Origin of the sequence: Klebsiella sp. CTHL.F3a, assembly GCF_019890895.1 — a bacterium.
GTDB classification, from domain to species: Bacteria; Pseudomonadota; Gammaproteobacteria; order Enterobacterales; family Enterobacteriaceae; genus Klebsiella; species Klebsiella grimontii.
In genome coordinates this window covers 1,719,402-1,745,026 of record NZ_CP082360.1, presented here as the reverse complement: position 1 = coordinate 1,745,026, position 25,625 = coordinate 1,719,402, and the positions used below count along the sequence as shown (strand labels likewise).

General features: G+C 60.0%; 23 protein-coding genes. 9 read left to right on the top strand and 14 right to left on the bottom strand.

Annotated features, from left to right (window positions below):
* The first annotated feature begins 97 nt into the window (after positions 1–97).
* The 3 genes from glpA to glpC are packed head-to-tail and all read left to right on the top strand — an operon-like array spanning position 98 to position 4,144.
* Positions 98–1,720: an anaerobic glycerol-3-phosphate dehydrogenase subunit A gene (gene glpA / locus K7H21_RS08380; RefSeq protein ID WP_004123063.1), complete on the top strand. Its 1,623-nt coding sequence runs from the start codon at positions 98–100 to the stop codon at positions 1,718–1,720.
* Complete coding sequence (glpB, locus tag K7H21_RS08375) at positions 1,710–2,969, top strand: glycerol-3-phosphate dehydrogenase subunit GlpB (protein WP_142446750.1); 1,260 nt, start codon at positions 1,710–1,712, stop codon at positions 2,967–2,969. Before glpA ends, glpB begins: the two co-directional genes overlap by 11 nt.
* Positions 2,966–4,144 (top strand): anaerobic glycerol-3-phosphate dehydrogenase subunit GlpC, encoded by a 1,179-nt coding sequence (gene glpC, locus K7H21_RS08370; protein WP_087829149.1) that lies wholly within the window; start codon positions 2,966–2,968, stop codon positions 4,142–4,144. The genes glpB and glpC overlap by 4 nt, the downstream gene beginning before the upstream one ends.
* Positions 4,145–4,167: 23 nt before the next feature.
* On the opposite strand, the gene yfaU is transcribed toward glpC, so the two are convergent.
* The 6 genes from yfaU to K7H21_RS08340 form a co-directional block, all read right to left on the bottom strand.
* Positions 4,168–4,971 carry a 2-keto-3-deoxy-L-rhamnonate aldolase gene (yfaU, locus tag K7H21_RS08365; protein ID WP_049115591.1) on the bottom strand — a complete coding sequence of 268 codons (804 nt, stop codon included), beginning with the start codon at positions 4,969–4,971 and terminating at the stop codon, positions 4,168–4,170.
* A gap of 14 nt (positions 4,972–4,985) precedes the next feature.
* Entirely contained in the window at positions 4,986–6,275 is a 1,290-nt protein-coding gene (locus K7H21_RS08360; protein WP_004123068.1) for an MFS transporter, read from the bottom strand.
* 52 nt (positions 6,276–6,327) lie between these two features.
* Positions 6,328–7,533: an L-rhamnonate dehydratase gene (rhmD, locus tag K7H21_RS08355; RefSeq protein ID WP_004123070.1), complete on the bottom strand. Its 1,206-nt coding sequence runs from the start codon at positions 7,531–7,533 to the stop codon at positions 6,328–6,330.
* A 13-nt stretch (positions 7,534–7,546) separates the two neighbouring features.
* Positions 7,547–8,329, bottom strand: coding sequence for an IclR family transcriptional regulator (locus K7H21_RS08350; RefSeq protein WP_004123072.1), 783 nt, complete (start codon positions 8,327–8,329; stop codon positions 7,547–7,549).
* Positions 8,330–8,533: 204 nt separating this feature from the next.
* Positions 8,534–9,730 carry a nicotinamide mononucleotide deamidase-related protein YfaY gene (locus tag K7H21_RS08345; RefSeq protein WP_223035700.1) on the bottom strand — a complete coding sequence of 399 codons (1,197 nt, stop codon included), beginning with the start codon at positions 9,728–9,730 and terminating at the stop codon, positions 8,534–8,536.
* Positions 9,731–9,826: 96 nt separating this feature from the next.
* Positions 9,827–10,369 carry a YfaZ family outer membrane protein gene (locus K7H21_RS08340; protein ID WP_049115594.1) on the bottom strand — a complete coding sequence of 181 codons (543 nt, stop codon included), beginning with the start codon at positions 10,367–10,369 and terminating at the stop codon, positions 9,827–9,829.
* Positions 10,370–10,639: 270 nt separating this feature from the next.
* Here K7H21_RS08340 and K7H21_RS08335 point away from each other — a divergent pair, with 270 nt between their 5' ends.
* Positions 10,640–12,088, top strand: coding sequence for a catalase (locus K7H21_RS08335; protein ID WP_049115595.1), 1,449 nt, complete (start codon positions 10,640–10,642; stop codon positions 12,086–12,088).
* A gap of 184 nt (positions 12,089–12,272) precedes the next feature.
* Positions 12,273–12,698, top strand: a complete 426-nt coding sequence (nudI, locus tag K7H21_RS08330; RefSeq protein ID WP_049115596.1) for a nucleoside triphosphatase NudI — start codon at positions 12,273–12,275, stop codon at positions 12,696–12,698.
* Here nudI and K7H21_RS08325 read toward each other — a convergent pair.
* Both K7H21_RS08325 and tctD read right to left on the bottom strand, forming a co-directional pair.
* Entirely contained in the window at positions 12,690–14,105 is a 1,416-nt protein-coding gene (locus K7H21_RS08325; RefSeq protein WP_223035699.1) for a sensor histidine kinase, read from the bottom strand. The two genes, nudI and K7H21_RS08325, sit on opposite strands and share 9 nt — an antisense overlap.
* Positions 14,092–14,766 (bottom strand): transcriptional regulator TctD, encoded by a 675-nt coding sequence (gene tctD, locus K7H21_RS08320; protein WP_004123089.1) that lies wholly within the window; start codon positions 14,764–14,766, stop codon positions 14,092–14,094. The genes K7H21_RS08325 and tctD overlap by 14 nt, the downstream gene beginning before the upstream one ends.
* Before the next feature lie 140 nt (positions 14,767–14,906).
* Here tctD and K7H21_RS08315 point away from each other — a divergent pair, with 140 nt between their 5' ends.
* The 4 genes from K7H21_RS08315 (at position 14,907) to K7H21_RS08300 (ending at position 18,589) form a co-directional block, all read left to right on the top strand.
* Positions 14,907–15,881, top strand: a complete 975-nt coding sequence (locus tag K7H21_RS08315) for a Bug family tripartite tricarboxylate transporter substrate binding protein (protein ID WP_369894088.1) — start codon at positions 14,907–14,909, stop codon at positions 15,879–15,881.
* Between the two features lie 15 nt (positions 15,882–15,896).
* Positions 15,897–16,328: a tripartite tricarboxylate transporter TctB family protein gene (locus K7H21_RS08310; RefSeq protein ID WP_004123092.1), complete on the top strand. Its 432-nt coding sequence runs from the start codon at positions 15,897–15,899 to the stop codon at positions 16,326–16,328.
* Positions 16,329–16,339: 11 nt separating this feature from the next.
* Entirely contained in the window at positions 16,340–17,860 is a 1,521-nt protein-coding gene (locus K7H21_RS08305) for a tripartite tricarboxylate transporter permease (RefSeq protein WP_004123094.1), read from the top strand.
* Between the two features lie 105 nt (positions 17,861–17,965).
* Positions 17,966–18,589, top strand: a complete 624-nt coding sequence (locus K7H21_RS08300) for a DUF2238 domain-containing protein (RefSeq protein WP_004123096.1) — start codon at positions 17,966–17,968, stop codon at positions 18,587–18,589.
* On the opposite strand, the gene menE is transcribed toward K7H21_RS08300, so the two are convergent.
* The 6 genes from menE to menF all read right to left on the bottom strand — a co-directional run bounded on the left by menE (position 18,566) and on the right by menF (position 25,589).
* A complete protein-coding gene (gene menE / locus K7H21_RS08295; RefSeq protein ID WP_049114238.1) occupies positions 18,566–19,957 on the bottom strand; it encodes an o-succinylbenzoate--CoA ligase in 1,392 nt (463 codons plus the stop codon). The genes K7H21_RS08300 and menE overlap by 24 nt on opposite strands.
* Entirely contained in the window at positions 19,954–20,919 is a 966-nt protein-coding gene (gene menC / locus K7H21_RS08290; RefSeq protein ID WP_123829020.1) for an o-succinylbenzoate synthase, read from the bottom strand. The genes menE and menC overlap by 4 nt, the downstream gene beginning before the upstream one ends.
* A complete protein-coding gene (menB, locus tag K7H21_RS08285; RefSeq protein ID WP_004123101.1) occupies positions 20,919–21,776 on the bottom strand; it encodes a 1,4-dihydroxy-2-naphthoyl-CoA synthase in 858 nt (285 codons plus the stop codon). The genes menC and menB overlap by 1 nt, the downstream gene beginning before the upstream one ends.
* Positions 21,777–21,790: 14 nt before the next feature.
* On the bottom strand, positions 21,791–22,549 hold the full coding sequence (gene menH / locus K7H21_RS08280; protein ID WP_004123103.1) for a 2-succinyl-6-hydroxy-2,4-cyclohexadiene-1-carboxylate synthase: 759 nt from the start codon (positions 22,547–22,549) through the stop codon (positions 21,791–21,793).
* Entirely contained in the window at positions 22,546–24,216 is a 1,671-nt protein-coding gene (gene menD, locus K7H21_RS08275) for a 2-succinyl-5-enolpyruvyl-6-hydroxy-3-cyclohexene-1-carboxylic-acid synthase (RefSeq protein ID WP_004123105.1), read from the bottom strand. The genes menH and menD overlap by 4 nt, the downstream gene beginning before the upstream one ends.
* Positions 24,217–24,293: 77 nt before the next feature.
* Positions 24,294–25,589 (bottom strand): isochorismate synthase MenF, encoded by a 1,296-nt coding sequence (gene menF, locus K7H21_RS08270; protein WP_223035698.1) that lies wholly within the window; start codon positions 25,587–25,589, stop codon positions 24,294–24,296.
* Between the last annotated feature and the right edge of the window lie 36 nt (positions 25,590–25,625).

Here is a 25,625-nt window from a genome sequence, read left to right as displayed (position 1 = left end):
AACAAATGCTCGAATTACGCGCAAATATGCTCGAAATCAAACATTAAACGCTATTGATGTGGCTAAATGATGTAAAACGAAAACAGAGGACAGGGAGATGGCCGATAGTCGTGAATATGACGTCATTATTATTGGCGGCGGCGCAACCGGCGCCGGCATCGCGCGCGACTGCGCGCTGCGCGGACTGAAGGCGGCGCTGGTTGAGCGCTACGATATCGCTACCGGCGCGACCGGGCGTAACCACGGCCTGCTGCACAGCGGCGCGCGCTATGCGGTAACCGATAGCGAATCGGCGCGCGAGTGCATCAGCGAAAACCGCATCTTACGTCGCATCGCCCGCCACTGCATTGAGCCCACCAGCGGACTCTTTATTACCCTGCCGGAAGACGATCCGGCGTATCAACACACCTTTATCAACGCCTGCCAGCAGGCGGGTATTGAAGCCCAGCCTCTGACGCCCGCCGAGACGCTGCGCCTGGAGCCTGCCGTGAACCCCGCGCTGCTTGGCGCGGTGCAGGTACCGGACGGCACCGTCGATCCGTTCCGCCTCACCGCCGCGAATATGCTCGATGCCCGCGAACATGGCGCCACTATCCTCACCGGCTGCGAAGTCACCGGCCTGCTGCGCGAGGGCGATCGCGTCCTGGGGGTAGCGCTCTACGATCGTCAGCGCCGTGAACCGCTCAACCTGCGCGCTCAGGTGGTGGTCAACGCCGCCGGTATCTGGGGGCAGCGCATCGCAGAGTATGCCGACCTGCGCATCGCGATGTTTCCGGCAAAAGGATCGCTGCTGATCCTCGACCACCGCATTAACCGTCAGGTTATTAACCGCTGCCGCAAACCGGCTGACGCCGATATCCTGGTACCCGGCGATACCATTTCGCTGATTGGCACCACCTCGATGCACATTCCCTATGATGAAATTGACGACAACCGGGTGACGGCCGGGGAAGTCGATACGCTACTGCGCGAGGGGGAAAAGCTGGCGCCGATCATGGGGCGGACCCGGATACTGCGCGCCTACTCCGGCGTACGTCCGCTGGTCGCCAGCGATGACGATCCCAGTGGACGCAGCGTCAGCCGCGGCATCGTGCTGCTCGACCACGCCCGGCGCGACGGCATGGAAGGTTTTATCACTATCACCGGCGGTAAGCTGATGACCTACCGCCTGATGGCGGAGTGGGCTACGGATGCGGTATGCCGGAAGCTCGGCAATACCGCCCCCTGTACAACCGCTGATGCGCCGCTTCCCGGCTCGCAGGAGCCGACGGAAACCACGCTACGCAAAATCATCTCTTTACCGGCATCGCTGCGCGGGTCGGCCATTTACCGCCACGGCGATCGTACCCCCGTCTGGCTTGGCGATAGCCGCCAGCACCGCAGCCTGGTCTGCGAATGCGAAGCGGTCACCGCCGGCGAGGTTCAGTACGCGGTCGAAAACCTGGCGGTGAAAAACCTGCTCGACCTGCGCCGGCGCACCCGCGTCGGCATGGGCACCTGTCAGGGCGAACTGTGCGCCTGCCGGGCCGCCGGGCTGCTCGCGCGTTTTAACGTCACCACCTCCGCGCGCTCCCTTACCCAGCTGTCTGAATTTCTGAACGAACGCTGGAAAGGCGTCCAGCCGGTGGCCTGGGGAGACGCGCTGCGTGAAAGCGAGTTCACCCGCTGGGTCTATCTCGGCCTGTGCGGATTACAAAAGGAGCATCAGGATGAAGTTTGATTGCGCCATTATCGGCGGCGGTCTCGCCGGACTACTCTGCGGGCTGGCGCTTAATCGGCGCGGCCTGCGCAGCGTGATTATTAGCCGCGGTCAAAGCGCCCTGCACTTCTCTTCCGCCTCGCTGGATCTGCTCTCGACGCTGCCAAATGGCGAAACCGTCACCGATGTTGCTCACGGCATCAGCCAGCTGGCCCGCCAGCTTCCCGAGCATCCCTATGCCAGGCTTGGCGTCGAACGGGTAATGGATTACGCCAGCCAGGCACAGGCCCTGTTTGCCGACTGCGGTATCGCCATGCAGGGAGAGGCCAGCCAGCCTCATCTGCGCGTGACGCCGCTGGGAACCTTACGCGCGGCCTGGCTTTCGCCACAGGAGATTGCCACCGCTCCGCTGCCCGCCAAGGGCGTCTGCGTGGTCGGCATCAGCGGATTCGGCGACTTCCAGCCGCATCTTGCCGCCGCCTCGCTGAACCAGTACGGCGTTAACGCCGAAGCGCAGGAGATAGATTTACCGCTCCTTGATGTTCTGCGCGATAGCCCATCCGAATTTCGCGCCGCCAATATCGCCCGCCGTCTGGATGATGAAACGCAGTGGCCGGCGATGCTGGCGGCGCTGCGCCCGCTGGCGCAGCGGCACAGTTTCATTATCATGCCCGCCTGCTTCGGCCTCGCCGACGATCGCCTGTACCAGTGGCTACAGCAGCGTCTTCCCTGCCCGCTGCGCCTGCTGCCTACGCTGCCGCCGTCGGTGCCGGGGATGCGCCTGCACGCCCAGCTCCAGCGGCATTTTATCCGCGGCGGCGGTACCTGGCTTACCGGGGACGAAGTCATCAATATCAGCCAGCAGAACGGTATCGTTAATGCTATCTGGACGCGCAACCACGGTGATATCCCGCTGCGCCCGCGCTTCGCGGTGCTGGCCAGCGGCAGCTTTTTCAGCAATGGTCTGGTCGCCGAACGCAGCGGCGTGCGCGAGCCGATTCTTGGCCTTGACCTACAGCAGACGCTGCCGCGGGAGAGCTGGTATCAGCAGGACTTTTTTGCTTCCCAGCCCTGGCAGCGTTTCGGCCTGAAAACCGATACGGCTCTGCGTCCGCAGCTTCAGGGACAGACGCTGGAGAATCTGTTCGCCGTAGGTTCCATTCTCGGCGGTTTTGATGCCATCGCGCTGGGATGCGGCGGCGGCGTCTGCGCGATCACCGCGCTGCACGCCGCAAGGCTAATCGGCGAGCTTGCCGGAGGTGAGTCATGAACGACACGCGTTTTGAACACTGCATTAAATGCACCGTTTGCACCACCGCCTGCCCGGTCAGCCGGGTTAACCCGCGCTATCCTGGGCCAAAACAGGCCGGGCCGGACGGCGAGCGCCTGCGCCTGAAAGACGGCACGCTCTACGACGAGGCGTTAAAATACTGCATCAACTGCAAACGCTGCGAAGTCGCCTGCCCTTCAGACGTCAAAATCGGCGATATTATCCAGCGGGCGCGCATGGAGTACAGCCGACAAAAGCCCACGCTGCGCGATACGATCCTCAGCCACACCGACCTGATGGGCACCCTCTCCACGCCATTTGCCCCGCTGGTGAACGCCACTACCGGGCTGAAGCCGGTACGGCGACTCCTTGATGCCGCGCTTAAAATCGATCACCGCCGCACGCTGCCGAAATATGGTTTTGGCACCTTTCGCCGCGCGTATCGTCAGCTGTCAGCTCAGCAGGCGCAGTACGCCGAACAGGTGGCGTTTTTTCACGGCTGCTATGTCAACTACAACCACCCACAGCTGGGCAAAGATCTTATCCGGGTGCTGAACGCCATGGGCATCGGCGTGCAGTTATTAAGTAAGGAGAAGTGCTGCGGCGTGCCGCTGATTGCCAACGGTTTCTTTGCCAGGGCGCGCAAACAGGCGCAGAGCAACGTCACTGCAATGCGGGAAAATAGCCTCCCCATTATTGCCACCTCATCAACCTGCACCTTTACCCTACGCGATGAATACCCGCACGTACTCGATATTGAGAACCGCGACGTTCGCGATCGCATTGAGCTGGCTACCCGCTGGATCTGGCGTCAGTTGGATGATGGGCGGCCTCTGCAGCTAAAACCGCTGCCGCTGAAGGTGGTCTACCATACCCCCTGTCATATGGAGAAAATGGGCTGGTCGCTGTATACCCTTGAGCTATTGCGGCTGATCCCCGGTTTGCAGCTGGAGGTACTCGACTCTCAATGCTGCGGCATTGCCGGCACCTACGGGTTTAAGTCGGAGAACTACGACTCATCGCAGGCCATTGGCGCGCCGCTGTTCCGGCAAATTGAGGAGAGCGGCGCTGACCTGGTGGTGACCGATTGTGAAACCTGCAAATGGCAGATTGAGATGTCCACCAGCAAACGCTGCGAACATCCCATCTCTCTGCTGGCGCAGGCGCTGGCCTGATACCAGCACCGGCTGCGGGGGGACTAATAGCTCCCCTTTCCCTCCGCCTGTTCGGCTATCGGCTTGAACATCGCCAGCCGTTTATCCAGCGCGCTGGTATACAAGTTGGTATCAACGCCCACGGCGACAAAATTGGCCCCCCACGCCAGCGCTTTGTGCGCCATCTCCGGGTCAACGGCCAGGAATCCAGCGGCTTTTCCCGCTTCGCGAATGCGGCGGATGCTCTGCTCAATGATCCGCTGCACCTCCGGGTGACCGGCGTTATCCGGAAACCCCAGCGAGGCCGATAGGTCAGCCGGGCCGATAAAGACGCCGTCAATCCCTTCCACTTCGAGGATCGCATCCAGATTATCAAGCGCCGTTTTGCTCTCCACCTGAATCAGCAGGCACAGTTCATCGTTGGCCTGCGCCATATAGTTCGCCACCCGCCCCCAGCGCGCGGCGCGGGCCACCCCGGCCCCGACGCCGCGGGTGCCCACCGGCGGATAGCGGGTAGCCGAGACGATCTCCCGCGCCTGTTCAGCGGTATCGACCATCGGGATCAGCAGCGTTCTGGCGCCGATATCCAGCACCTGTTTAATCAGGCTACGATTGCCCTCCACCGGGCGAATAACCGGCTGGCTGGCGTAGGGCGCGATGGCCTGCAGCTGATGATACAGGTCCTGAATGGTATTGGGCGCATGTTCACCGTCGATCAGCAGCCAGTCGTAACCCGAGGTGGCGGCAATCTCAGCCATATACGAAGAGGTTGAGCTCAGCCACAGGCCGATTTGCGCTTCCCCTTGCAACAATCCCGCTTTAAATGAGTTCGATAAAATTGCGTTCATAGTTCTCCCTTACATTAATGCTGTACGCTGCCAGCCTGCGGTACCGTGCGATTGACGCGCAGCGAAAAGATAATAACAACTCCGACAATCGCCACGCAGGCGAGCGTCACTAATCCGGCAGAATCACTCGCGAACATTGTTTCAGCCTGGACGCGGATAATCGGGGCCAGAAAACCGCCGATGGCACCAAACAGGTTGACGAAACCGATGCCCGCGGCCAGCGCCGTACCGGACAACAGCTGCGTCGGCATGGTCCAGAACACTGGCTGTACGGCAATGACGCCCACGGCGGCAACGCACAGCGCGATAATCGCCAGCACCGGTGAAACCAGGCCAGAGACCGCGATGCCGATTGCTGCTGCCAGCAGGGTAAATGCCGCCACATTACGCCGCTCGCCGGTACGATCGGAATAACGGGGAATCAGCCAGGTACCGAACAGCGCGGCCACCCACGGGATCGCGGTCACCACCGACGCCACGAACCCCACCTTGGTGCCGAGCAGCGCGGCAACCTGGGTTGGCAGGAAGAAGATCAGGCCGTAAACCGCCACCTGAATGGTGAGATAGATAATCGCCAGCTGCCAGACGCGGCCGTTGCGCAACGCATCGGACAAACGCGAGGTCACCTTTTTCTGCTCTTCGCTGGCCAGCTCGCTGATTAACGCCTGTTTTTCGGCAGCGCTCAGGAAACGCGCCTTCTGCGGCGTATCGTCAAGCCAGAAGAAGGTAAAGAACCCGGCGCCGACCGCCAGCAGCCCCTCAATGATAAACATCCAGAACCAGCCGGGATGCCCCATAAAGCCGTGCATTTCCAGCAGCGCGCCGGAGAGCGGCGACCCGAGGGTCAGCGCCAGCGGCGCGCCCATATAAAACAGCCCCATAATGCTGGCGCGGTTCTGCTGCGGGAACCACTGGGAAGTCAGGTAGATCATACCCGGGAAGAAGCCCGCTTCCGCGGCGCCCAGCAGGGTGCGCACCAGCAGAAACTTCGCTTCGGTATCCGCCCACGCCATCGCCGCGGAGAGAAGCCCCCACAGCAAGGTGGTGCAGCCGATCCATTTTCTTGCGCCGAATTTGCGCATCAGCAGGTTGGCAGGCACCCCGAGAAAGGCGTACACCACAAAGAAAATCCCCGCCCCCAGCGCATAGGCCTCATTGCTCAGGCCGGTATCCAGCTGGTAAGTCTCTTTGGCAAAGCCGATATTCGAACGGTCAAGAAACGCCAGCACGTACAGCGCCAGCATAAAAGGGATCAAACGGGCGCGGTTTTTCTTCACCACGCTCTCAAGCAAGGTGTTGCTCATCGTAATATCCTCAACAATGGGCCGCACATCTGCGCTGTGCGGCACGACGGGATCAGTGGTTATAAGGACGTTTCAGGTTGCAGTCGCGATTCAGCTCGACGCCGAAGCCCGGTTTATCCAGCACGCTTTTATGAATGCGCCCGTTTACCGGCACCGGCTCGTCAACCAGAATCGGGTCAAACTGTGGACGCATCGTTGAGCAGTCCGGACTGGTCATCAGAAACTCGCTGAACGGCGTGTTGGTAAAGGTAATAACTGCGTGGTGCGAATAGACCGACGAGCCGTGCGGCACCACCAGTTGGCCGCGCGATTTGGCGATCGCCGCAATTTCCACCAGCGTGGTCAGGCCGCCGCACCAGCCCACGTCAGGCTGCATAATATCGATGCCGGTTTCCGACAGCGTGCGGAAAGATTGCAGCGTGCCGTGGTGCTCGCCGCTGGTGACCATCATGCCGGCTGGCGCATTGCGTTTCAGCTCGCGGTAGCCTTCGTACTGCTGCGGCGGCAGGCACTCTTCGATCCACTTAAGGTTAGACGGCGCGCAGGCGTGGGCCAGTTTAGTGGCGTAGTTAACGTCCTGGCTCATCCAGCAGTCCAGCATCAGCCAGAAGTCCGGTCCGCATTTTTCGCGCATATCGGCCACCATCGCGGCATCTTTGCGGATCCCCGCGTCGCCATCGTGCGGCCCCCAGTGGGTCGGCATTTTGCCGCCAATAAAGCCCATCTCTTTTGCCAGGTCCGGACGTGCCCCGGTGGCGTAGAACTGAATTTCATCGCGCACCGCGCCGCCCAGCAGTTTGTAAACCGGCAGCCCAACCACTTTGCCGAATAGATCCCACAGCGCCAGGTCAACGCAGGAGATGGTATTCATCACCAGGCCGCCAGATCCGGAGTAGTACAGGGTGGCGTTGAGCATCTGGTCATGAATCAGTTTGATATCGCTGACGCACTTACCTTCGATAAAGCGGTTCAGATGTTTTTCCACGATAAAGCAGCCCATCTCGCCCGCGGTCGACACCGCAAAACCGGTCTGCCCGTTTTCGGCTTCCACTTCAACGATCAGCGTGCCGAGAACGTTGATGCCAAACGACTGGCGGGACTGTTCATACTGTTTATATTTGCTCATCGGCGTGGCGATATGATCGTCAATCCAGTGATTTGCCCCCTGGTCATGATAATCGCCGCCGCCAGCGCCTTTCTCTGCGGTAGCGCCGCCGATAAACCAGGCGCGGACGTGTTTAATTTTCGGTAGGGTCATGATCTTCTCCTTATTATGAGGCTTGTTGTTCGAAGGGGCTCTTCCACCCCAGCAGACGGGAAATATCTTTGGCGCAGGCAATCGCCCTACCGGCGAGGTAATCGCGATTGTCTTCATTGATTTGCAGACGAGTACCCACCACGGAAATGGCGGCGGTCAGCTCGTTATTGGCGTTAAACACCGGCGCGGCCACGCAACGAACGTCGGGATAGTCTTCGCCGTTATCGAAGCTCCAGCCGCGGGCGCGAATACGCCCCAGCTCATCACGAAGCTGCTGGGCGCTGGTGATAGTGGTTGGCGTCGCCCGTTCCCACCGCAGCTCGCTGATAATCGACTCCTGAACCCGCTCGGGCTGCCAGGCCAGCAGGCATTTACCGATACCGGAGCGATACAGCGACAGGCTCTTACCCTCATGCGAGCGCACGCTGATGGTGGCCGGGGACTCAATCTTCAGAATGTAGTAGGCGTTGCCGCTGTCGATAATGCCCAGGTGGCAGAGCAGCCCGCACTGATCCATCAGTTGCGTCAGGCGTGGACGCGCCAGCTCGCGCAGGTCCATTTTGCTCAGCGCCTGCCCGGCCAGCTCAACCAGCTTGGTCCACAGGCAGTAGTTATCCTGATTATCCATGCTGAGGAAGCGCTGTTTTTTCAGCTCTCCCAGCAGCAGATAGGCGGTACTTTTCGGAATACCCAGTTCGTCAATAATGGTCGCCGCGCTGCAGGGACCGATGCGGGCGATCAAATTGAGAATATCAATGGCGCGGGTCAGCGCCGGGACTTTGCTTGATTCCAACATACTGGACTCCAATCCTGAATACTGGAATCAGTGTTGCGGTTGTCAGGCGGATAAATTGTGAGCGGCTTCAAATGACGACGCTATTCCAGCAGGGTGGACGTTTGGAGGGATAAAAATGCGAGGTAGTGCACAGAATATTTAAAAGCAAGTACAGCTGGCTGGACTCAGCCCGCGTCGGGAAGGACTCCCGACGCGGAGGCTTTTTTACACCGAGAGAGATTCGACGACGTTAATCCAGCCGTGCTCGCCAGCCACCGGCTGGCCATTTAGCCAACGGCGCAGCATGTTCAGGGCCATCATCGCGCATACCTCCTGACGCACCTGGACACTGTGGCGGCTGGTGGTGAATTTCACCCGCAGCGCGTGGGTGCCGTCCGGCGTGGAAAGCGCAAAATTCAGGTGATCGCTCTCCTGGCCGCTGACCGCCAGCGCCAGGCCGGCAAAATGTTTCTCGCGCCGCTCCGCCGCCCAGCGCGCGGACTGCGCCAGGGTCTCTTCCTGCGAAGGAATGACTTCGCTGGCCAACAGCGGCGCATTGACGCGTGAAAGCTGTAACGCCAGCAGGCCGCCGGTAAACTGCTCGCTCAGGGTCAGGCTTAGCTGACGCTCCTGCAGACGACGGGCGATCTGCGCGGGCAGGCCTTCGGTGCCTTCGAAAATCATGCTCTCTCCGGCCACTTTCTGCACTTCCGGCCACAGCGCCAGCATCGCCTCGCGCTGTTCAGCGGGCCCGGTCAGCTTCAGTTCAATAATCGGCATCGAGGAGCGATACCCCATCACCACGCCCGGCGGCAGCTGCAGATGATCGAGGCTCTGCGCCAGTTCGCTTTCGGAACGGCCGAAGGTGGTCAAACGCAGACACAGCGGCGCATTAGGCAGCGGGAAACGTTCGCGCAGGCGCGGTAAAATTTCCTGCTCGACCATCACCTTAAATTCAGAAGGCACGCCGGGGGTAAAAAACATCAGGCAGCGGTTTAGCTGCACGGCAAAACCGCAGGCGGTTCCAACCGGGTTATCGATCATCTCGGCGCTTTGCGGAATTTCCGCCTGTTTACGATTGCTGGCGGCCATGGGCCTTCCACGCTCAGCAAAGAAACGGGTCATGGTTTCCAGCCACGCTTCGTGCAAAATCAACCCTTCGCCTTTGGCCGTCGCGGCGGCCAGCGCGCTCAGGTCGTCGCTGGTCGGCCCCAGACCGCCGTTGACGATCAGCACATCGGCATGCTCGCTACGCTCGCGTAAAATCGCCACCAGGGAGTCGAGATCGTCACCAACGGTATGGCGACGCTTTAAGGGTAATCCTTGATTAAAAAAGAAATCCGCCAGCCACGCGGCATTGGTATCGATGATTTGCCCATGCAGCACTTCATCGCCGGTGGACAGCATTTCCACGTTTAACATTGTGAACTCCAGCCTGATAAGTAGAAATACTATATCGCAAAGCGGCTGGCGAAAAAGCCTGAAAATCAGGCGCGGCAGAATACCGCGCCGAAGAGATTAGAAGCTGGCGTTGACGCCGACGTACGGACCGTCCGCGACTGCGTTATCGCGGTTGCCGTCTTTACCCGCCAGGTTGAGGTAGCGGTAGCCGGCTTCGATGCTCAGAGGACGCATAATGGTAAAGCGCGCGCCGGCATTGGCTTCCTGATAGCTGTCGATGCCGCTGGAGAGTGAATCCGGAGAGTAATAGTATTCGCCGAACAGACGGAAGCTGTCGCCGATTTTCCACTGCAGACCGCCGCCAACCGCCGCCGCGTAGCCCTCATCGCCGTTGTTTGGATTGGTGTAAACGCCTTTGCCGCCCACGGTGGCCAGGAATGGCCCGAGGGGGATGTTCAGGCCCAATCCCAGACCCGCCGCATCGCCGTCGTCATCATTGTGCAGCCAGTTGCCGGTTAACGCCAGACCGGTCGATTCGGTGCCGAATCCAACGCCAAGATTGGTGTAGTGCTCACCGGCCTGCCCGCTGACGCTGATCGCATTTGCCGCCGTCGAGACGAACATCATGCCAGCGAGGGCCATAAATATGCTTTTTTTCATTTTTATCTATCCAGAAAAATAATAATAAGAAAATCCCAAAAAACCGCGAAATTGTACTGCCGAATGCTAAGGAATCAATGAACTAAAGCGACGTTTGCCATTGTGATTGTAACCAGTTGCTACCGGGATTTTGCCAACGGCTCCGGGTATCAATTCGATAGCCAGAGCCAGATTGTCCGTGCTGGCTATTTATTCTACAAAGTGTGCTCAGCTTATTTCTTTCCTTCAGGGAGATGAATAAGTTACATAAAACTTTGTCAGGAGATAAAGATGAGCAAGAAAGGACTAACCACCGGCGCCGGCGCGCCGGTCGTCGATAATAATAATGTCGTCACTGCAGGTCCTCGCGGCCCGATGCTGCTGCAGGATGTCTGGTTTTTGGAAAAACTGGCCCACTTTGACCGTGAGGTAATCCCGGAACGCCGAATGCACGCTAAAGGCTCCGGCGCTTACGGTAAACTGACTATCACCCACGATATCACCCGCTATACGCGCGCAAGACTGTTCGCCGAAATAGGTAAAACCACCGATCTGTTCCTGCGCTTCTCAACCGTCGCCGGAGAACGCGGTGCCGCTGACGCCGAGCGCGATATCCGCGGCTTCTCTATCAAGTTCTATACCGAAGAGGGCAACTGGGATCTGGTGGGCAACAATACGCCCATTTTTTACCTTCGCGACCCGCTGAAATTTCCCGACCTTAACCACGTTGTCAAACGCGACCCGCGGACCAACCTGCGTAATCCGACCTGGAAATGGGATTTTTTCTCCCTGCTTCCCGAAACGCTGCACCAGTTAACCATCGACTTTAGCGACCGCGGCATCCCGCGCTCATATCGCCATATGCACGGTTTCGGCAGCCACACGTTCAGCTTTATCAACGCTGAAAATGAACGTTTTTGGGTGAAATTCCACTTCAAATCCCAGCAGGGGATCGCCAACCTGATGGATGATGAAGCGAAACGCCTGGTGGCAGAAGATCGCGAGAGTTCGCAGCGCGATCTCTATGAGTCGATTGAGAGAGGCGATTTCCCGCGCTGGACCTTCTACGTGCAGATAATGCCGGAAGCAGAAGCCAGCCGGGTCCCTTACAACCCCTTCGATCTGACCAAAATCTGGCCGCACGGCGATTATCCGCTGATTGAAGTCGGGGTACTGGAACTTAACCGCAACCCGGATAACTACTTCGCTGAGGTTGAGCAGGTCGCGATGAATCCAGCGAACGTGGTGCCTGGCGTGGGCTTCTCTCCGGACCGGATGCTACAGGGACGGCTGTTTTCCTACGGCGATACCCAGCGCTATCGTCTGGGCATTAACCATCATCAAATTCCAGTCAATGCGCCGCGCTGCCCGTTCCATAACTATCACCGCGACGGCGCGATGCGCGTTGATGGCAATAGCGGCAACGGCGTCACCTATGAGCCCAACAGTTTTGGCGTGTTTCAGGAACAACCGGACTTTAGCGAGCCGCCTTTAAGCCTTGAAGGCGCGGCGGCACACTGGGATCACCGGGAAGATAGCGACTACTTTAGCCAGCCGCGCAGGCTGTTTGAGCTATTAAGCGAAGATGAGCATCAGCGTATGTTTCAGCGTATCGCCAATGATATGCGGGATATCCCTGACTTTATTCAGCAGCGACAAATTGGCCTGTTCAGCGAAGTCCACCCCGACTACGGCGCAGGTGTTGCAGCGGCGTTGCAGCTCTTAAAGCACGGAGAATAAGTACTGATGGCAGCCCTTAAGGCTGCCATTTTGCGCTATCTGTTCCATGATGGCCCCTGACCCAATACCCTGCGCTTACCCTAACACCGCTCATCTTCGCCGCGCGTTTTCGCTTGCGGTTTGCCGGGGCGGCTCGCAAACTGGGCCTTCCCGTTAGTATCCCTGTCATCATTAAGGAGAAATCATGCGTCAAAGGACTATCGTCTGTCCGCTCATTCAACATGAAGGCCACTACCTGCTGTGCAAAATGGCCGACGATCGTGGCGTATTTCCCGGCCAGTGGGCGATCTCCGGCGGCGGCGTCGAGCCGGGCGAACGCATTGAAGAGGCGCTGCGACGAGAAATTCGTGAAGAGCTGGGCGAAAAACTGCAGCTGACCGACATCACTCCGTGGACCTTTAGCGACGACGTCCGGGTTAAAACTTACGCCGATGGCCACCGGGAAGAGATTTATATGATTTACCTGATCTTCGACTGCATCAGCGCCAATCGCGACGTGACAATCAACGAAGAGTTCCAGGACTACGCCTGGGTGAAAGCCGAAGATCTTCCCCACTATGATTTGAACGTGGCGACCCGCAGGACCCTCACCCTGAAAGGCTTACTCTGAAAAAGCGCGCAAAAAGCGCAGCCTGACCTTCAGCCCGCCCAGCGTTTCGCTGCGCAGCAGTTGCGGATGGCTGCGGTGCAGGCGCGCAATATCGCTGACCAGCGCCAGGCCAAGCCCGGCGCCGGGGTTATCACCCACGTTTTCCAGACGGTGGAACGGCATGAGTGCCTGCTGAATCTGCGCATCATCGATACCCGGCCCGCTGTCTTCGACGTCCAGCAATACCGCCTCTCCATCACGATGCAGGCTGACGGTGACGATACCGCCCTGCGGCGTATAGCGAATCGCGTTATCCAGCAGATTCGCGCACAGCTCGCTCAACAGCACGCCATCGCCGGCGATGGTCACCGTCGAGGGTTCGCCCTCATAGCCGAGATCGATAGCCTTGCTCCGCGCCTGCTGAAGACGCGAAAAGCAGCTATTGTGGACAATCTCATACAGGTCCACCGGCGGAAACGCGTGTTCGCCCTGCTCTTTACGTTTGATGGTGGCCAGCTGCAGCAGGCGTTCAGTGAGCAGAATCGTACTGTCAAGCGTGCCGCTCATCGCCTCCAGGCTCTCTCGCCACAGCCGGGGATCGCCGCTCGCCAGCGCCACTGAGGCCTGCGTTTTCAACACCGCTAACGGCGTTTTGAGCTGATGAGACGCGTCGGCGCTAAACCGTTCCTGGTGGGAGATCATCACCCGTAACCGGTCGATATAGCGGTTAAAGGCCACGATCAGCAGACGGGTTTCCGACCACGGCAGCAGCTCCGGCAGCGGCGTCAGCAGGCCGGGTTCACGCCGCACCATCAGCGCCGAAAGCCGACGCATTGGCCGTAGCACGCGGCGCAGCAACCAGCCAGCGAGCACCAGCGTCAATAGCACTAATAGCCCCTGCGAGATCCATGATGAAAACAGCAGCTGCCCCGCCAGCCATCGCCGCGACTGCAGCGTTTCGGCGATATAGATTTCCGCCATTCCGACAACGCCGCCTTCGTTAACTGGCTGCAGCAGCCGCGCCACGCGGATGGCCTGACCGCGATACTCGGTATGATAAAACCACGCCAGCGCCGGATAGAGCTCGGTACGAGAGGTTGAGGGCGGCATCGATGGCAGGTCGTCAAAACCGGAAATCACCCGTCTCTCGGGATCGAGAACTTTATAGTACAGGCGATCGTTCATATTGAGTTCGAAGCTATCGAGCACCACCCAGGGAACATTCACTTCCAGCCTGCCGTGGCGTACCACCAGGCGCTCCGCCACCGTGCGGGCAGAGGAGAGCAGCGTACGATCGTAAGCCTGGGTCGCCGCCTGCAGGGCGCTGACGTAGCTATTAAACGCCGACAGCCCCCACAGCAAAACCAGCGGCAGGCCGAGAAACAGCAGCAGCTGGGAGAATAACGACTGCGGTTTACCCCATCTCATGAGCGAGCTCCAGCACGTAGCCCAGGCCGCGCAGGGTCACGATACGCACGTTGCTCTCCTGAAGTTTCTTACGCAGACGATGGATATATAGCTCGATGCTTTCCGGGCTGACATCATCGTTCAGGCTGAAAACCTGTTCAAATAGCTGCTGGCGCGACACCGGCCGCGTACGGCGAAACATTAGCACCGTCAGCAGCGCCTGCTCGCGCGGCGTCAATGACAGCGTTTGTCCGCAGAGTAAAAAATAGCCTTCATCACGATATTCCAGAGAACCGATCTGTTGCACCTCATGCACCTGGCCTTCGCTACGCCGCAGCAGCGCGCGCAGCCTGGCATCCAGCTCTTCGAGCTCAAAAGGTTTTGGTAAATAGTCATCGGCGCCGACGTTCAGCCCTTTAACCCGATCCGCCACCGCGCTGCGGGCGGTTAACAGCAGGACGGGAAGGGTCTGCCCGCGCTTTCGCAAGCGCTGCACCACCTCCAGGCCGTCGAGTCCCGGCATGCCGATATCCAGCACCGCCAGCGCATATTTTTCGCTTTGCAGCAGATGATCGGCCGCCCGGCCATCAAATACGCAGTCCACGGCAAACCCGCCCTGCACCAGCGCTTTCTCCAGCCAGTGAGCCAGCTCACGGTTATCTTCTGCCAGTAAGAGACGCATATCACATCCTGAAAAGTTGCTGCTGCATTGAAAGGGAAATGAAAGGTAATTGTTTTAACAATCACGCAACCGAATAGCCACATGCCGGTTCACATAATTAAAAAAACGTCCCCTGTATCTGACTGAGGAAGCTTATGAATATGCCATTCCTGCGCCGTGCTAGCGCCATTGCATTATGCCTTTTAACCGCCTCTGCCCTGGCCGCCGAGGCGCCTTCCCGTACCGAATGTATCGCGCCCGCCAAGCCCGGCGGCGGCTTCGATCTCACCTGCAAGCTGATCCAGGTCAGCCTGATGGAAACCGGCGCCATCGAAAAACCGATGCGCGTCACCTACATGCCCGGCGGCGTAGGGGCAGTGGCCTACAACGCGATCGTCGCCCAGCGCCCCGGCGAACCCGGTACCGTAGTCGCTTTCTCCGGCGGCTCGCTGCTCAACCTGGCGCAGGGTAAGTTTGGCCGCTACGGCGTGGATGATGTGCGCTGGCTGGCCAGCGTCGGCACCGATTACGGCATGATCGCCGTCCGCGCCGACTCGCCGTGGAAAGACCTGCCGTCGTTTATGGCGGCGATGGAAAAAAATCCCGCCAGTATCGTCATCGGCGCTGGCGCCTCAATCGGTAGCCAGGACTGGATGAAAGCGGCGCTGCTGGCGCAAAAAGCGAACGTCGATCCACACAAAATGCGCTACGTGGCCTTTGAGGGCGGCGGCGAACCGGTCACCGCGCTGCTGGGCAATCACGTGCAGGCGGTTTCCGGCGATCTCAGCGAAATGGTGCCTTATCTCCAGGGCAATAAAATCCGCGTGCTGGCGGTGTTCGCTAACGAAAGGCTACCGGGCGCGCTCGCCGATGTCCCCACCGCCAAAGAGCAGGGCTACGACCTGGTCTGGCCGATTATTCGCGGCTTCTTCGTGGGTCCGAAAGTCAGCGACGCCGACTATCAGTGGTGGGTGGATGAGTTCACGAAATTGCAGCAGACCGACGCGTTCAAAAAGCAGCGCGAGCTGCGCGGCCTGTTTGAATTCAACATGAACGGTAAGGAACTGGACGCCTATGTCAAAAAACAGGTGGAAGCGTATCGCCTGCAGGCGAAATCCTTTGGCCTGGCCAAATAATTTGCGGAGGTTGCGATGAGCGATCGTATTTTTGCCGGAGTGTGGCTGCTGCTCTGCGCGGGTGGAATGTTTATCGCCTGGCAAATTCACAGCGAATACGCCTATGAGCCTGTCGGCCCACGTCCTTTCCCGGTCGGCATTATCGGCCTGATGCTGGTGTGCTCTGTCTTGCTGCTTCTGCGTCGGCCCGACGCTATCACGTGGCCCGGGCGCCGGGTTTTACAACGTCTATTAACTATGGTGGTGGCGCTGGGGATCTATGCGTGGGGTTTTGAATGGCTGGGTTTTCCTCTGGCCACCGCGCTGCTGACCGCCGTGTTTGGCCTGCTGTTTGGCGCCACGCTGCCCGCTGCCGGGGTAGCCGGCGTCGCGATGGGCATCGCGCTGTGGTACGTCTTTGACGCCCTGCTTGATGTCACCCTGCCGCTCGGCATCTGGTTGAGTTAACGGAGAAGGTTATGGATATCTGGATTTATTTATCACAGGGCTTCGCCGTTGCCATGACGCCGGGCAACCTGACCATCGCGCTAATTGGCTGCTTTGTGGGCACTATCGTCGGTCTCCTGCCGGGTCTGGGCCCGATTAACGGTGTCGCGATCTTACTGCCGCTGGCCTTTGCTCTGCACCTGCCCGCGGAATCAGCGTTAATCCTGCTGGCTACGGTCTATATTGGTTGTGAATACGGCGGGCGCATTTCGTCTATCCTGCTTAACGTCCCCGGTGATGCCGCCGCCATTATGACCGCTCTCGACGGTTATCCGATGGCGCAGCAGGGACGTGGCGGCGTAGCGCTGTCGATCTCTGCCGTGAGCTCCTTTGTTGGTTCAATGATCGCTATCGGCGGGATCATCCTGTTCGCGCCGGTGCTGGCGCAGTGGTCGCTGGCGTTCGGTCCGGCAGAATATTTCGCCCTGATGATTTTTGCCATCGCCTGCCTTGGTAGCATGATGGCGGAAAATCCGCTGAAGTCGTTTCTCGCCGCGTTAATCGGTTTGGGGCTGGCGACGGTAGGCGTTGATGCCAATACCGGCGTGTACCGCTTCACTTTCGACAGCGTTCATCTTTCCGATGGCGTGCAGTTTATCGTGGTGGTGATCGGGCTCTTTTCGGTTTCGGAGATATTGCTGATGCTGGAAAGCACCAGCGGCGGGCAGAAGCTGGTACGGAAAACCGGACGCATGCTGTTTAACGCCAAAGAGGCGGGCCAGTGCGTGGGCGCGACCCTGCGCTCATCGGTGGTGGGTTTCTTTGTCGGCATTCTGCCGGGCGCAGGGGCGACCATTGCCAGCGCTATCACCTATATGACCGAGAAAAAGCTCAGCGGCAATAGCGACACCTTCGGGAAGGGCGATATTCGCGGCGTCGCGGCGCCGGAAGCGGCGAACAACGCCTCCGCCTGCGGCTCGTTTATTCCGATGCTCACGCTCGGCGTTCCCGGCTCCGGGACCACCGCGGTGATGATGGGCGCCCTGACCCTCTACAACATCACGCCGGGACCGGCGATGTTTACCGAACAGCCGGATATCGTCTGGGGGTTAATTGCCGCGCTGCTGATCGCCAACGTGATGCTGCTGATTATGAACATTCCGCTGATCGGCCTGTTCACCCGCATGCTGACGATACCGCTATGGTTTCTGGCCCCGGCTATCGCCGCCGTGTCCGCGGTCGGCGTCTACGCCGTACACAGCACCACCTTCGACCTGCTGTTGATGGTTGGGCTGGGCGTGCTGGGCTACATTATGCGTAAGATGCACTTCCCGATGTCGCCGCTGATCTTAGGGTTTGTGCTGGGAGAGATGCTGGAGCAGAACCTGCGCCGCGCGCTGTCCATCAGCAATGGCAACGTGGCGATTCTGTGGCAAAGCGGCGTGACGAAAACGCTTCTGTTTCTGGCCATCGCGGTGATTGTTGTCCCCCCGCTGCTGCGGTACTGGCGCAAACGTCAGCTTAATACGCAGGGCGATCTGCCCTCCTCCTGATGCTCAACGTCATTGGCGGTCGCTCAGCGCCGCCAATGACGGTATACGTTGAATTTCCACCACATCTGCCTGATAGTTATCGTTTTAACTTTCTGGTGATCCGTTATGACCGTCGCCGCATCCCGTTCGGGGTTAACATTCGCCGCGCTGGCGCTGGCCCTGATTCTTGTTTACACCGGTATCAGCGCGGGGGATAAGCTTACCTGGCTGATGGAAGTCACGCCGGTGATCATCATCGTTCCGCTTTTGCTGGCCACGCGCTCGCGCTATCCGCTGACGCCGCTGCTTTACACGCTGATTTTCTTCCATGCCATCATTTTGATGGTCGGCGGCATGTACACCTATGCGAAAGTGCCCATCGGTTTTGACGTACAGGCATGGCTGGGACTGAGCCGTAACCCCTATGACAAGCTGGGGCACTTTTTCCAGGGACTGGTGCCGGCGCTGGCGGCGCGGGAGATTCTGCTGCGCGGTGGCTACGTTCACGGGCGGAAAATGCTCGGTTTCTTGGTCTGCTGTATTGCGCTGGCGATTAGCGCCGTCTATGAACTGATCGAATGGTGGGCGGCGCTGGCGCTGGGACAGGGCGCAGAGGAGTTTCTCGGCACCCAGGGCGATCCCTGGGATACCCAGTCGGATATGTTTTGCGCCCTGCTCGGCGCGCTGACCACCGTTTTTGCGCTGGGCCGCTGGCATACGAAGCAGCTACTGAACGTCCAGCGCGTCTGAGCCGGGTATGGCCTGCTGGTTGACCCAGTCACGTAGCGCCCGGCGGGAAATTTTAATGCCGCCGGTTTTCAGCGATTCAGGCAACCGCAGCCAGCGCACCGGCAGCTGAAAGCGAGCCAGCTTATCGGCGCACCAGCACGCCAGCGCGGACGGGTCGTAATGCTCGCCGCACTCCACCACCGCCACCGGCCGCTGGCCAAACTCCGCGTCATCCTGCGGCACGATAAAAATCTGCTGGATCCAAGGGTGAGCGCCAATGACCCGCTCCACCTCTTCCGGTTGAATGCCCTCCCCGCCGCTGAAAAAGAGATTATCCATTCTTCCGAGAATGGTCAGATTGCCGTTATCAAGCCTGCCGCGATCGCGGGTAGCAAACCAGCCGTGTTCATTAACCAGTGGAACTATTTGCTCATCGCGCCAGTAGCCTTCAGCCATGCTGTCCGAGCGCAGCCAGACCTCACCGTCGACAATCCGCAGTTCGCGCCCCGGCAGTGGCCGCCCGACGTCCGCCAGGCCGTCCGCCTCCTTGGCGCATACCGTCGAGGCAAACTCGGTTAGCCCGTAGCCGCACCAGCAGCGGATACCGCGCTGACCGGCCTGCTCGGTTAGCGCCACCGGAATCGCCGCGCCGCCGAGCAGAACCGCTTTTAACGACACCCTGGCGTCGCCGTTAAGCAGACGCCAAAGCTGAGTCGGTACCAGGGAGGCGTGGGTACAACCGCGTAAAGCGTGTTCCAGCGGCTGCTTGTCGCGTACCGTCAGGCCTGCGCCAGCAAACAGCCAGCGCCAGAGAATACCCTGGCCGGAAACGTGAAACAGCGGCAGCGACAGCAGCCAGTCGTCCTGCTGCGCAAAGGGTATCATCGCCAGCACGCCTTCTGCGCTGGCAAGATGGGCGCGAAAAGCGTGCACCGCCGCTTTCGGTAGTCCCGTCGACCCCGAGGTTAGCGTCATGGACGCGATACGATCTTCTCGCCAGTCGACCGCGTGGACGCCGTCGCCGGCGTGCAACGCTAATGGATTAAGCGCCGCCGGAAGGTCGCCGCCGTTTAGCACCAGCGCGTGGCGCAGACCCAAAGACGGCAGCAGTTCCGCCAGCTGAGGAGCCGGCAACTGAGGATTCAGCGGCAGGACGCGCGCGCCGCACTGCAGGAGGGCCAGCCACGCCAGCAGAGCATCGGGCTGGTTGTAAGCACGAAGCAGCACGCCATCGCCGTCGCGAACGCCCCGGGCGTGAAATCCCGCCGCCAGCGCATCAATTTGCGCGCACAGCTCCCGCCAGCTTAGCCGCCGCTCGTTCAGGCGCAGCGCCTGAGCCTCTTCCCGCAGCCGCCGCCAGTGGCGCCAGGGCCAGTCGCTAAAGGTCACAGCAGCGGCTCCAGGTCATCAACGTTCAGACACGGCAGATCGCTTTCCGGCCAACGGCGCACCAGTTGGGCACGCATCAGGCTCAGGGTGTCCAGACCGGGTATCGTGTTTGGGGTCAGCCAGGCGGCGATTCGCGCCAGTTGCGTCAGGCCAAGGCTCGACTCAATGGATGAGCTGATGACGGCCGTCAGCCCCAGCGCATGCGCCTGCGCCACCTGCTGCCGCACTTTTTGCAGGCTGCCGGTCAACGTCGGTTTAATCACTACCGCCCGCAGCCCCGGCTCGGCGGCAAAGCTAAAGTCCGCCTCGCGCAGGCTCTCATCCCAGGCAATAGCGATACCCGTTTCTTTCGCAAAAGCGCGTGAATCGTCGCGGTTTTTACAGGGTTCTTCGAGAAAGGCGATGCGGCTGCGATAGTGCGGATTAACATATTTAGCGAACTGCTGCGCTTTCAGCGGCGTCCAGGCGCGGTTAGCGTCGAGGCGCAGCGTCAGATCGGGAATCGCCTCCAGCAGTAGATTGACCACCATGCCGTCGCGCACCGCCTCATACAGGCCGACTTTGACCTTGGCGACCTTCTCGCCGGGCATCAGCGAAAGCCTGGCGAACAGCTCGTCCGGGTCGCCGGAACAGAGCGGCGCCGCGCGATAATCCGCCGTCTGCGGCAGCTCGCCGCACAGTTCCGCCAACGCGCAGCTCGCGCCGAAAGCCGCTGACGGCAGGGTCGGCAGCGCGCCGCCCTCGCCATCGCGCCAGGCGCTTGCCCACGCCAACAGCACCGTCTGCGCCTCATCCAGCGTTTCCAGGCTGAATCCGGGCAGGGGAGAAATTTCCCCCCAGCCTTCACGCTCGCCGTCGCGCAGGTGCAGAAGCAAACCATCGCGGGTTTTTAACCGCCGTTCACGCAGCACCACTCCCGCATCCATCGGTAGCTGCCAGCGGTAGACCTGCGCCTGCCGCATTACGGATTCCGTTTAAATTTGCTGAAGTCCGGCTGACGCTTCTGATTGAAAGCGTTGCGCCCTTCCTGACCCTCTTCGGTCATGTAAAACAGCATGGTGGCGTTACCCGCCAGCTCCTGCAGTCCCGCCTGACCGTCGCAGTCGGCGTTCAGCGCCGCCTTCAGGCAGCGCAGCGCCATCGGGCTGTTTTGCAGCATTTCCCGGCACCAGCGCACGGTCTCTTTTTCCAGATCCGCCAGCGGCACCACGGTATTGACCAGACCCATATCCAGCGCCTGCTGCGCGTCGTACTGGCGGCACAGGAACCAGATCTCACGGGCTTTTTTCTGCCCGACGATGCGCGCCATATAGGAGGCGCCCCAGCCGCCGTCGAAAGAGCCGACTTTTGGGCCGGTCTGGCCAAAGATAGCGTTTTCCGCCGCGATGGTCAGATCGCACATCATATGCAGGACGTGGCCACCGCCGATGGAATAACCCGCAACCATCGCCACCACCGGTTTCGGGCAGGTGCGGATCTGACGCTGGAAATCGAGAACGTTGAGGTGATGAACGCCGGAATCATCCTGATAGCCGCCGTAGTCGCCGCGGACCTTCTGATCGCCGCCGGCGCAAAACGCTTTATCGCCTTCACCGGTCAGCACGATGACGCCGATATTGTCGTCATAGCGGGCATCCGCCAGCGCCTGAATCATCTCTTTGACGGTCAGCGGACGAAATGCGTTGCGTACCTGTGGGCGGTTGATGGTGATTTTGGCAATCCCGTCCGCCGATTTTTGGTAACGAATGTCGGTGTAGCCTTCGGAGCAGTCCTGCCATTCAATCGGGGCGTAAAGCATTGCTTCATCAAGAGAGATCATAAAGTGTCCTTCAGTTAACTCGCTAAAAACTGTGCCAGACAAGCTACGACTGCACCGGGGTTTTCCCGATGCGCGTTGTGTCCGGCATGATTAATCACGTGCGTGGTGGCCGATAGCTCATCGGCGATGGCGCGAAACTTGCTGTCGCGTTCGCCGCAAAGGTAGTGAAAAGGGAACTCGCGCGCCCGTAACGCCTCGCGCAGATCGGGCTGTTCAGCCAGCGAACTGGCCTGCAGCATTGCCGCCAGCGTACCGCCGTTATTGCGGCTGCGTAGCGCAATCAGCGCCGCTCGCTGCGCTGCATCAAGGGAAGCAAAGACCGGCTGCTGATACCAGTCGGCAAACACCTGGGTCAGCGGCTCGCGGCGAAAGCGTTCCGCCCAGGCGGCATCGTTGCGACGGCGCAACAAGCGCTGGTTTTCATCCGCTAACCCCGGATGCCCTCCCTCAACAACCAGCCCGCAGAGCCCTTCGCGCGGCTGGCAGGCAAAGTACATTGCCACCCGTCCGCCGAGGGAGTAACCCACCAGCCAGTACTTAAGTATGTTGTAACTATTAAGCGTTTTCTCAATAAGATGACTAACCTCGGCCAGGCTGTTTGCCGCAATTTTCGCTGAACCGCCGTGGCCCGGCAGGTCAATATAGAGACGCGAATACGCGCCGAACGCCTGCCCGACCGTCAGCCATTCGCGACAATCGCCAGAAAAACCGTGCAAAAAGACCAGCCAGGGATGGCCCGGCTGGCCGCGTTCGGCCAGCGCGTGGAGGATCATAGCTGACTCACCTGGGCCAGCAGCCGCTGCAAAGTTTGCGTACCGTCGGTTTCGTTGACCACCAGCTCAATCAGCGTCGCGCCGGGGGCTCGCCAGGCAACGTCCAGCGCCTGTTCCAGTTCATTCCAGTCCGCAGGGCGATGATAAGTCAGATCGAACATCGCCGCCGCGTGCGCGAAATGGATATTCTGCGGCATCAGATAGAACTGGCTTCGCTGCTCCTGCGGCGTGGGCAGTAGGGAAAAAATCTGCCCGCCGTTATTGTTGACGACAATCAGCACCATCGGCGCTGAAGCCTGACGCAGTAGCGCCAGCGAGTTGAGATCGTAAAGCGCCGACAGATCGCCGACGATAGCCAGCGTAGGGCGCGCGCTGGCGCGCTGCACCCCGGCCGCCGTCGCCAGTAGGCCGTCGATTCCGCTGGCCCCGCGATTGCTGTAGACCGGGTAACCTGCCGGTAGCTGCGACAGCGCGTCAATTAAACGTACCACCAGGCTGTTGCCGACAAACAGCTGGCCCTGATCCGGCAGATAGCGCCGGATTCGCTGCGCCAGCTGGGCCTCGCCGAACGCCTCGCTGCTGGCGACCGCCGCCTGCCAGGCCTGGCGCGCCAGTTCAGGAATAATGACGGCCCACGGCTGGCGTTTTTCCGCCGGGTGCTGCTCAAGCCAGCGGTCGATGGCGCAGACCAGGCGACGACCACGATGCTGGGCAGGATCCAGACGCCCCGGTAGGTTGTCCACCAGCCAGTATTCTTCGGGTTCGCAGGTGGCCTGCCACTGCAAAACGCGCTTGCTGGTCAGGCTGCTGCCCAGTTGGACAATGATTTGCGCCTGCGCCAGTTCGCTGACCGCGTTTCCGTTGCCGAGCCACAGATCGGCGCAGGGAAGCGGCTGCCCGGTTTGCGAGAGCACATCGCCAATCAGCGGCCAGCCGAGCGTTTTCGCCCACTCGGCAACCTTTACGCCCTCTTCCGCGCTCATCCGCCCGGCGACCACTACGCCGCGTTTTTGGCGCCAGAAAAACCAGTCGCGCTGCTTTTCGCTTGAGGTCTGCAGAGACTGGCGCAGCCAGGGCTTATCGCTCTGCCACCAGTCGCCAAGCTGCCGCTGCCACTCGGCGCCGTTGTCGTCCATATCGCCGTACAGCGGTTCGGCAAACGGACAGTTAATATGAACGGCGCCGCCATGCAGCGCGCCGAGCGCCTGGTCGAGGGTCGAGACCAGCCAGCGGGAGGAGATATCCTGCGACGGGCGCGGAAGGGATATTGTGTGCGACGGATGCGAGGCGAACATGCCCGGCTGGCGTATGGCCTGATTCGCCCCGCAGTCGATCAGCTCCGGCGGCCGGTCGGCGGTCAGCAAAACGAGTTTTTCGCCGGTCAGCCCGGCTTCAATCAGCGCCGGATAGAGGTTGGCCGTCGCGGTACCGGAGGTCACAATCACCGCCACCGGCTGGCCGCTGGCTTTCGCCAGTCCTAGCGCCAGATGGCCAAGACCGCGTTCGTCAAAGTGGGTATGGTGAATAAACGCGCGGTTTTCCGCCGCCGCCAGGGTTAAAGGCGTCGAGCGCGATCCGGGCGCAATGCAGATGTGCTGCACGCCGTGGCGCGTCAAAGCTTCAAGGATCACCGCCGCCCAGCGTCGGTTAAATGCGCTTACTGACATGAATTTGTCCAGTATCAAATATTGAGGCTAAGTATAGATAAAGCAGACTGTTGCCGTTTTGATATGCATCGTTTTATCTATGTTTCTGTAAGCAGTAACGAACGCAATCCTGCGGCTTTATTTTCAATTTCCTGCCACTCCTGCTCAGGGTCGGAGCCGCTGACGATCCCCGCCCCGGCGTACAGTCTGAGCGTATGGTTTTCGACTTTCGCCGAACGCAGAGAGACGCAAAATTCGCTTTGCGCCAGCGACAGATAGCCGGCGGAGCCTGCATACCAGCCGCGGGTAAAAAGCTCATGACGGCTGATAAAATCCAGCGCCACCTGGCGCGGCAAACCCGCGACCGCCGCCGTGGGCTGGAGCAGATGAAGACAGCGGGCATCATCGGGGTTGTCCAGCTCGGCCCATATGCAGCGCCGCAGATGCTGAACTTTACGCAAACGGACAATCTGCGGCGGCAGCACTTCCAGCGCGCGCGTCTCACCTTGCATCCGCTGATAGATATCCTCTACCACCAGCATATTTTCGCGCTGATTCTTATCGTCGCCCATCAGCCAGTTGCCCAAACGCTGGGCCTGCCGATCGTCCGCATCGCCGGCGACGGTTCCCGCCAGCGCTTCGGTACGCAATAGCGCGCCGCGCCGCCGCCACAGCCGTTCCGGCGTTGAACCCACGAATGCCTCTCTCGGGTTGAAGGCCATCAGGAAGTGGAAGCAGTTGAGGTTACTGCGGCGGCTGGTGGCCATAATCGATCCGGCGTTTAACGGCGCGGCGAAATGCAAATCGGTGGCGCGAGCCAGGACCACTTTGTCCATTTCCCCCGCCGCTATCGCCTGCGTCGCCTGCGTAATCAACGCTCGCCACTGCGGATAAGCCGGGAAATGCTGTTCGCTAAGCAGAGAGGGCACCGCAGTAGGTTGCGCCTGTTTCGCCACCAGAGAATCGAGAAATTCACGCGCCGCGCGGGCATCGTCGCAAAGCGACGTCTCGCTGGATAGCGCCAGACGCAGCGTGGCGCTGCCGCCCAGGCGACGCCACTCCAGCCTCGGCAATAGCAGCAAACCCCGCTGAGGATGAAAGGCGTTAAGGCCGCAAATTCGCAGGTCATCACGCCCCTGCTGGCGCAAAAAAGCGTGCGCCAGCGTCAGGGAAGCAAAGGTTTTTACCGCCCCCAGCGCCGCCAGCTCTTCATCGCCGCTGCGCTGCTGCCAGTAGAACTGCGGCCACTGCCGCTGATGACCGCACCACAGCAGCGGATCAAAAGCGTCATTCAGCGCAAAGGGAACATCGAAAATTCGCGTGCCGGGCGATGGCGGGAACGCTTCATCCAGGCAGCGGTATAGGCTTTCCAGCGCGGTGGAAACAGACAGCACGCGAACCTCCACGGAGTAAAAACCCCACATTATACG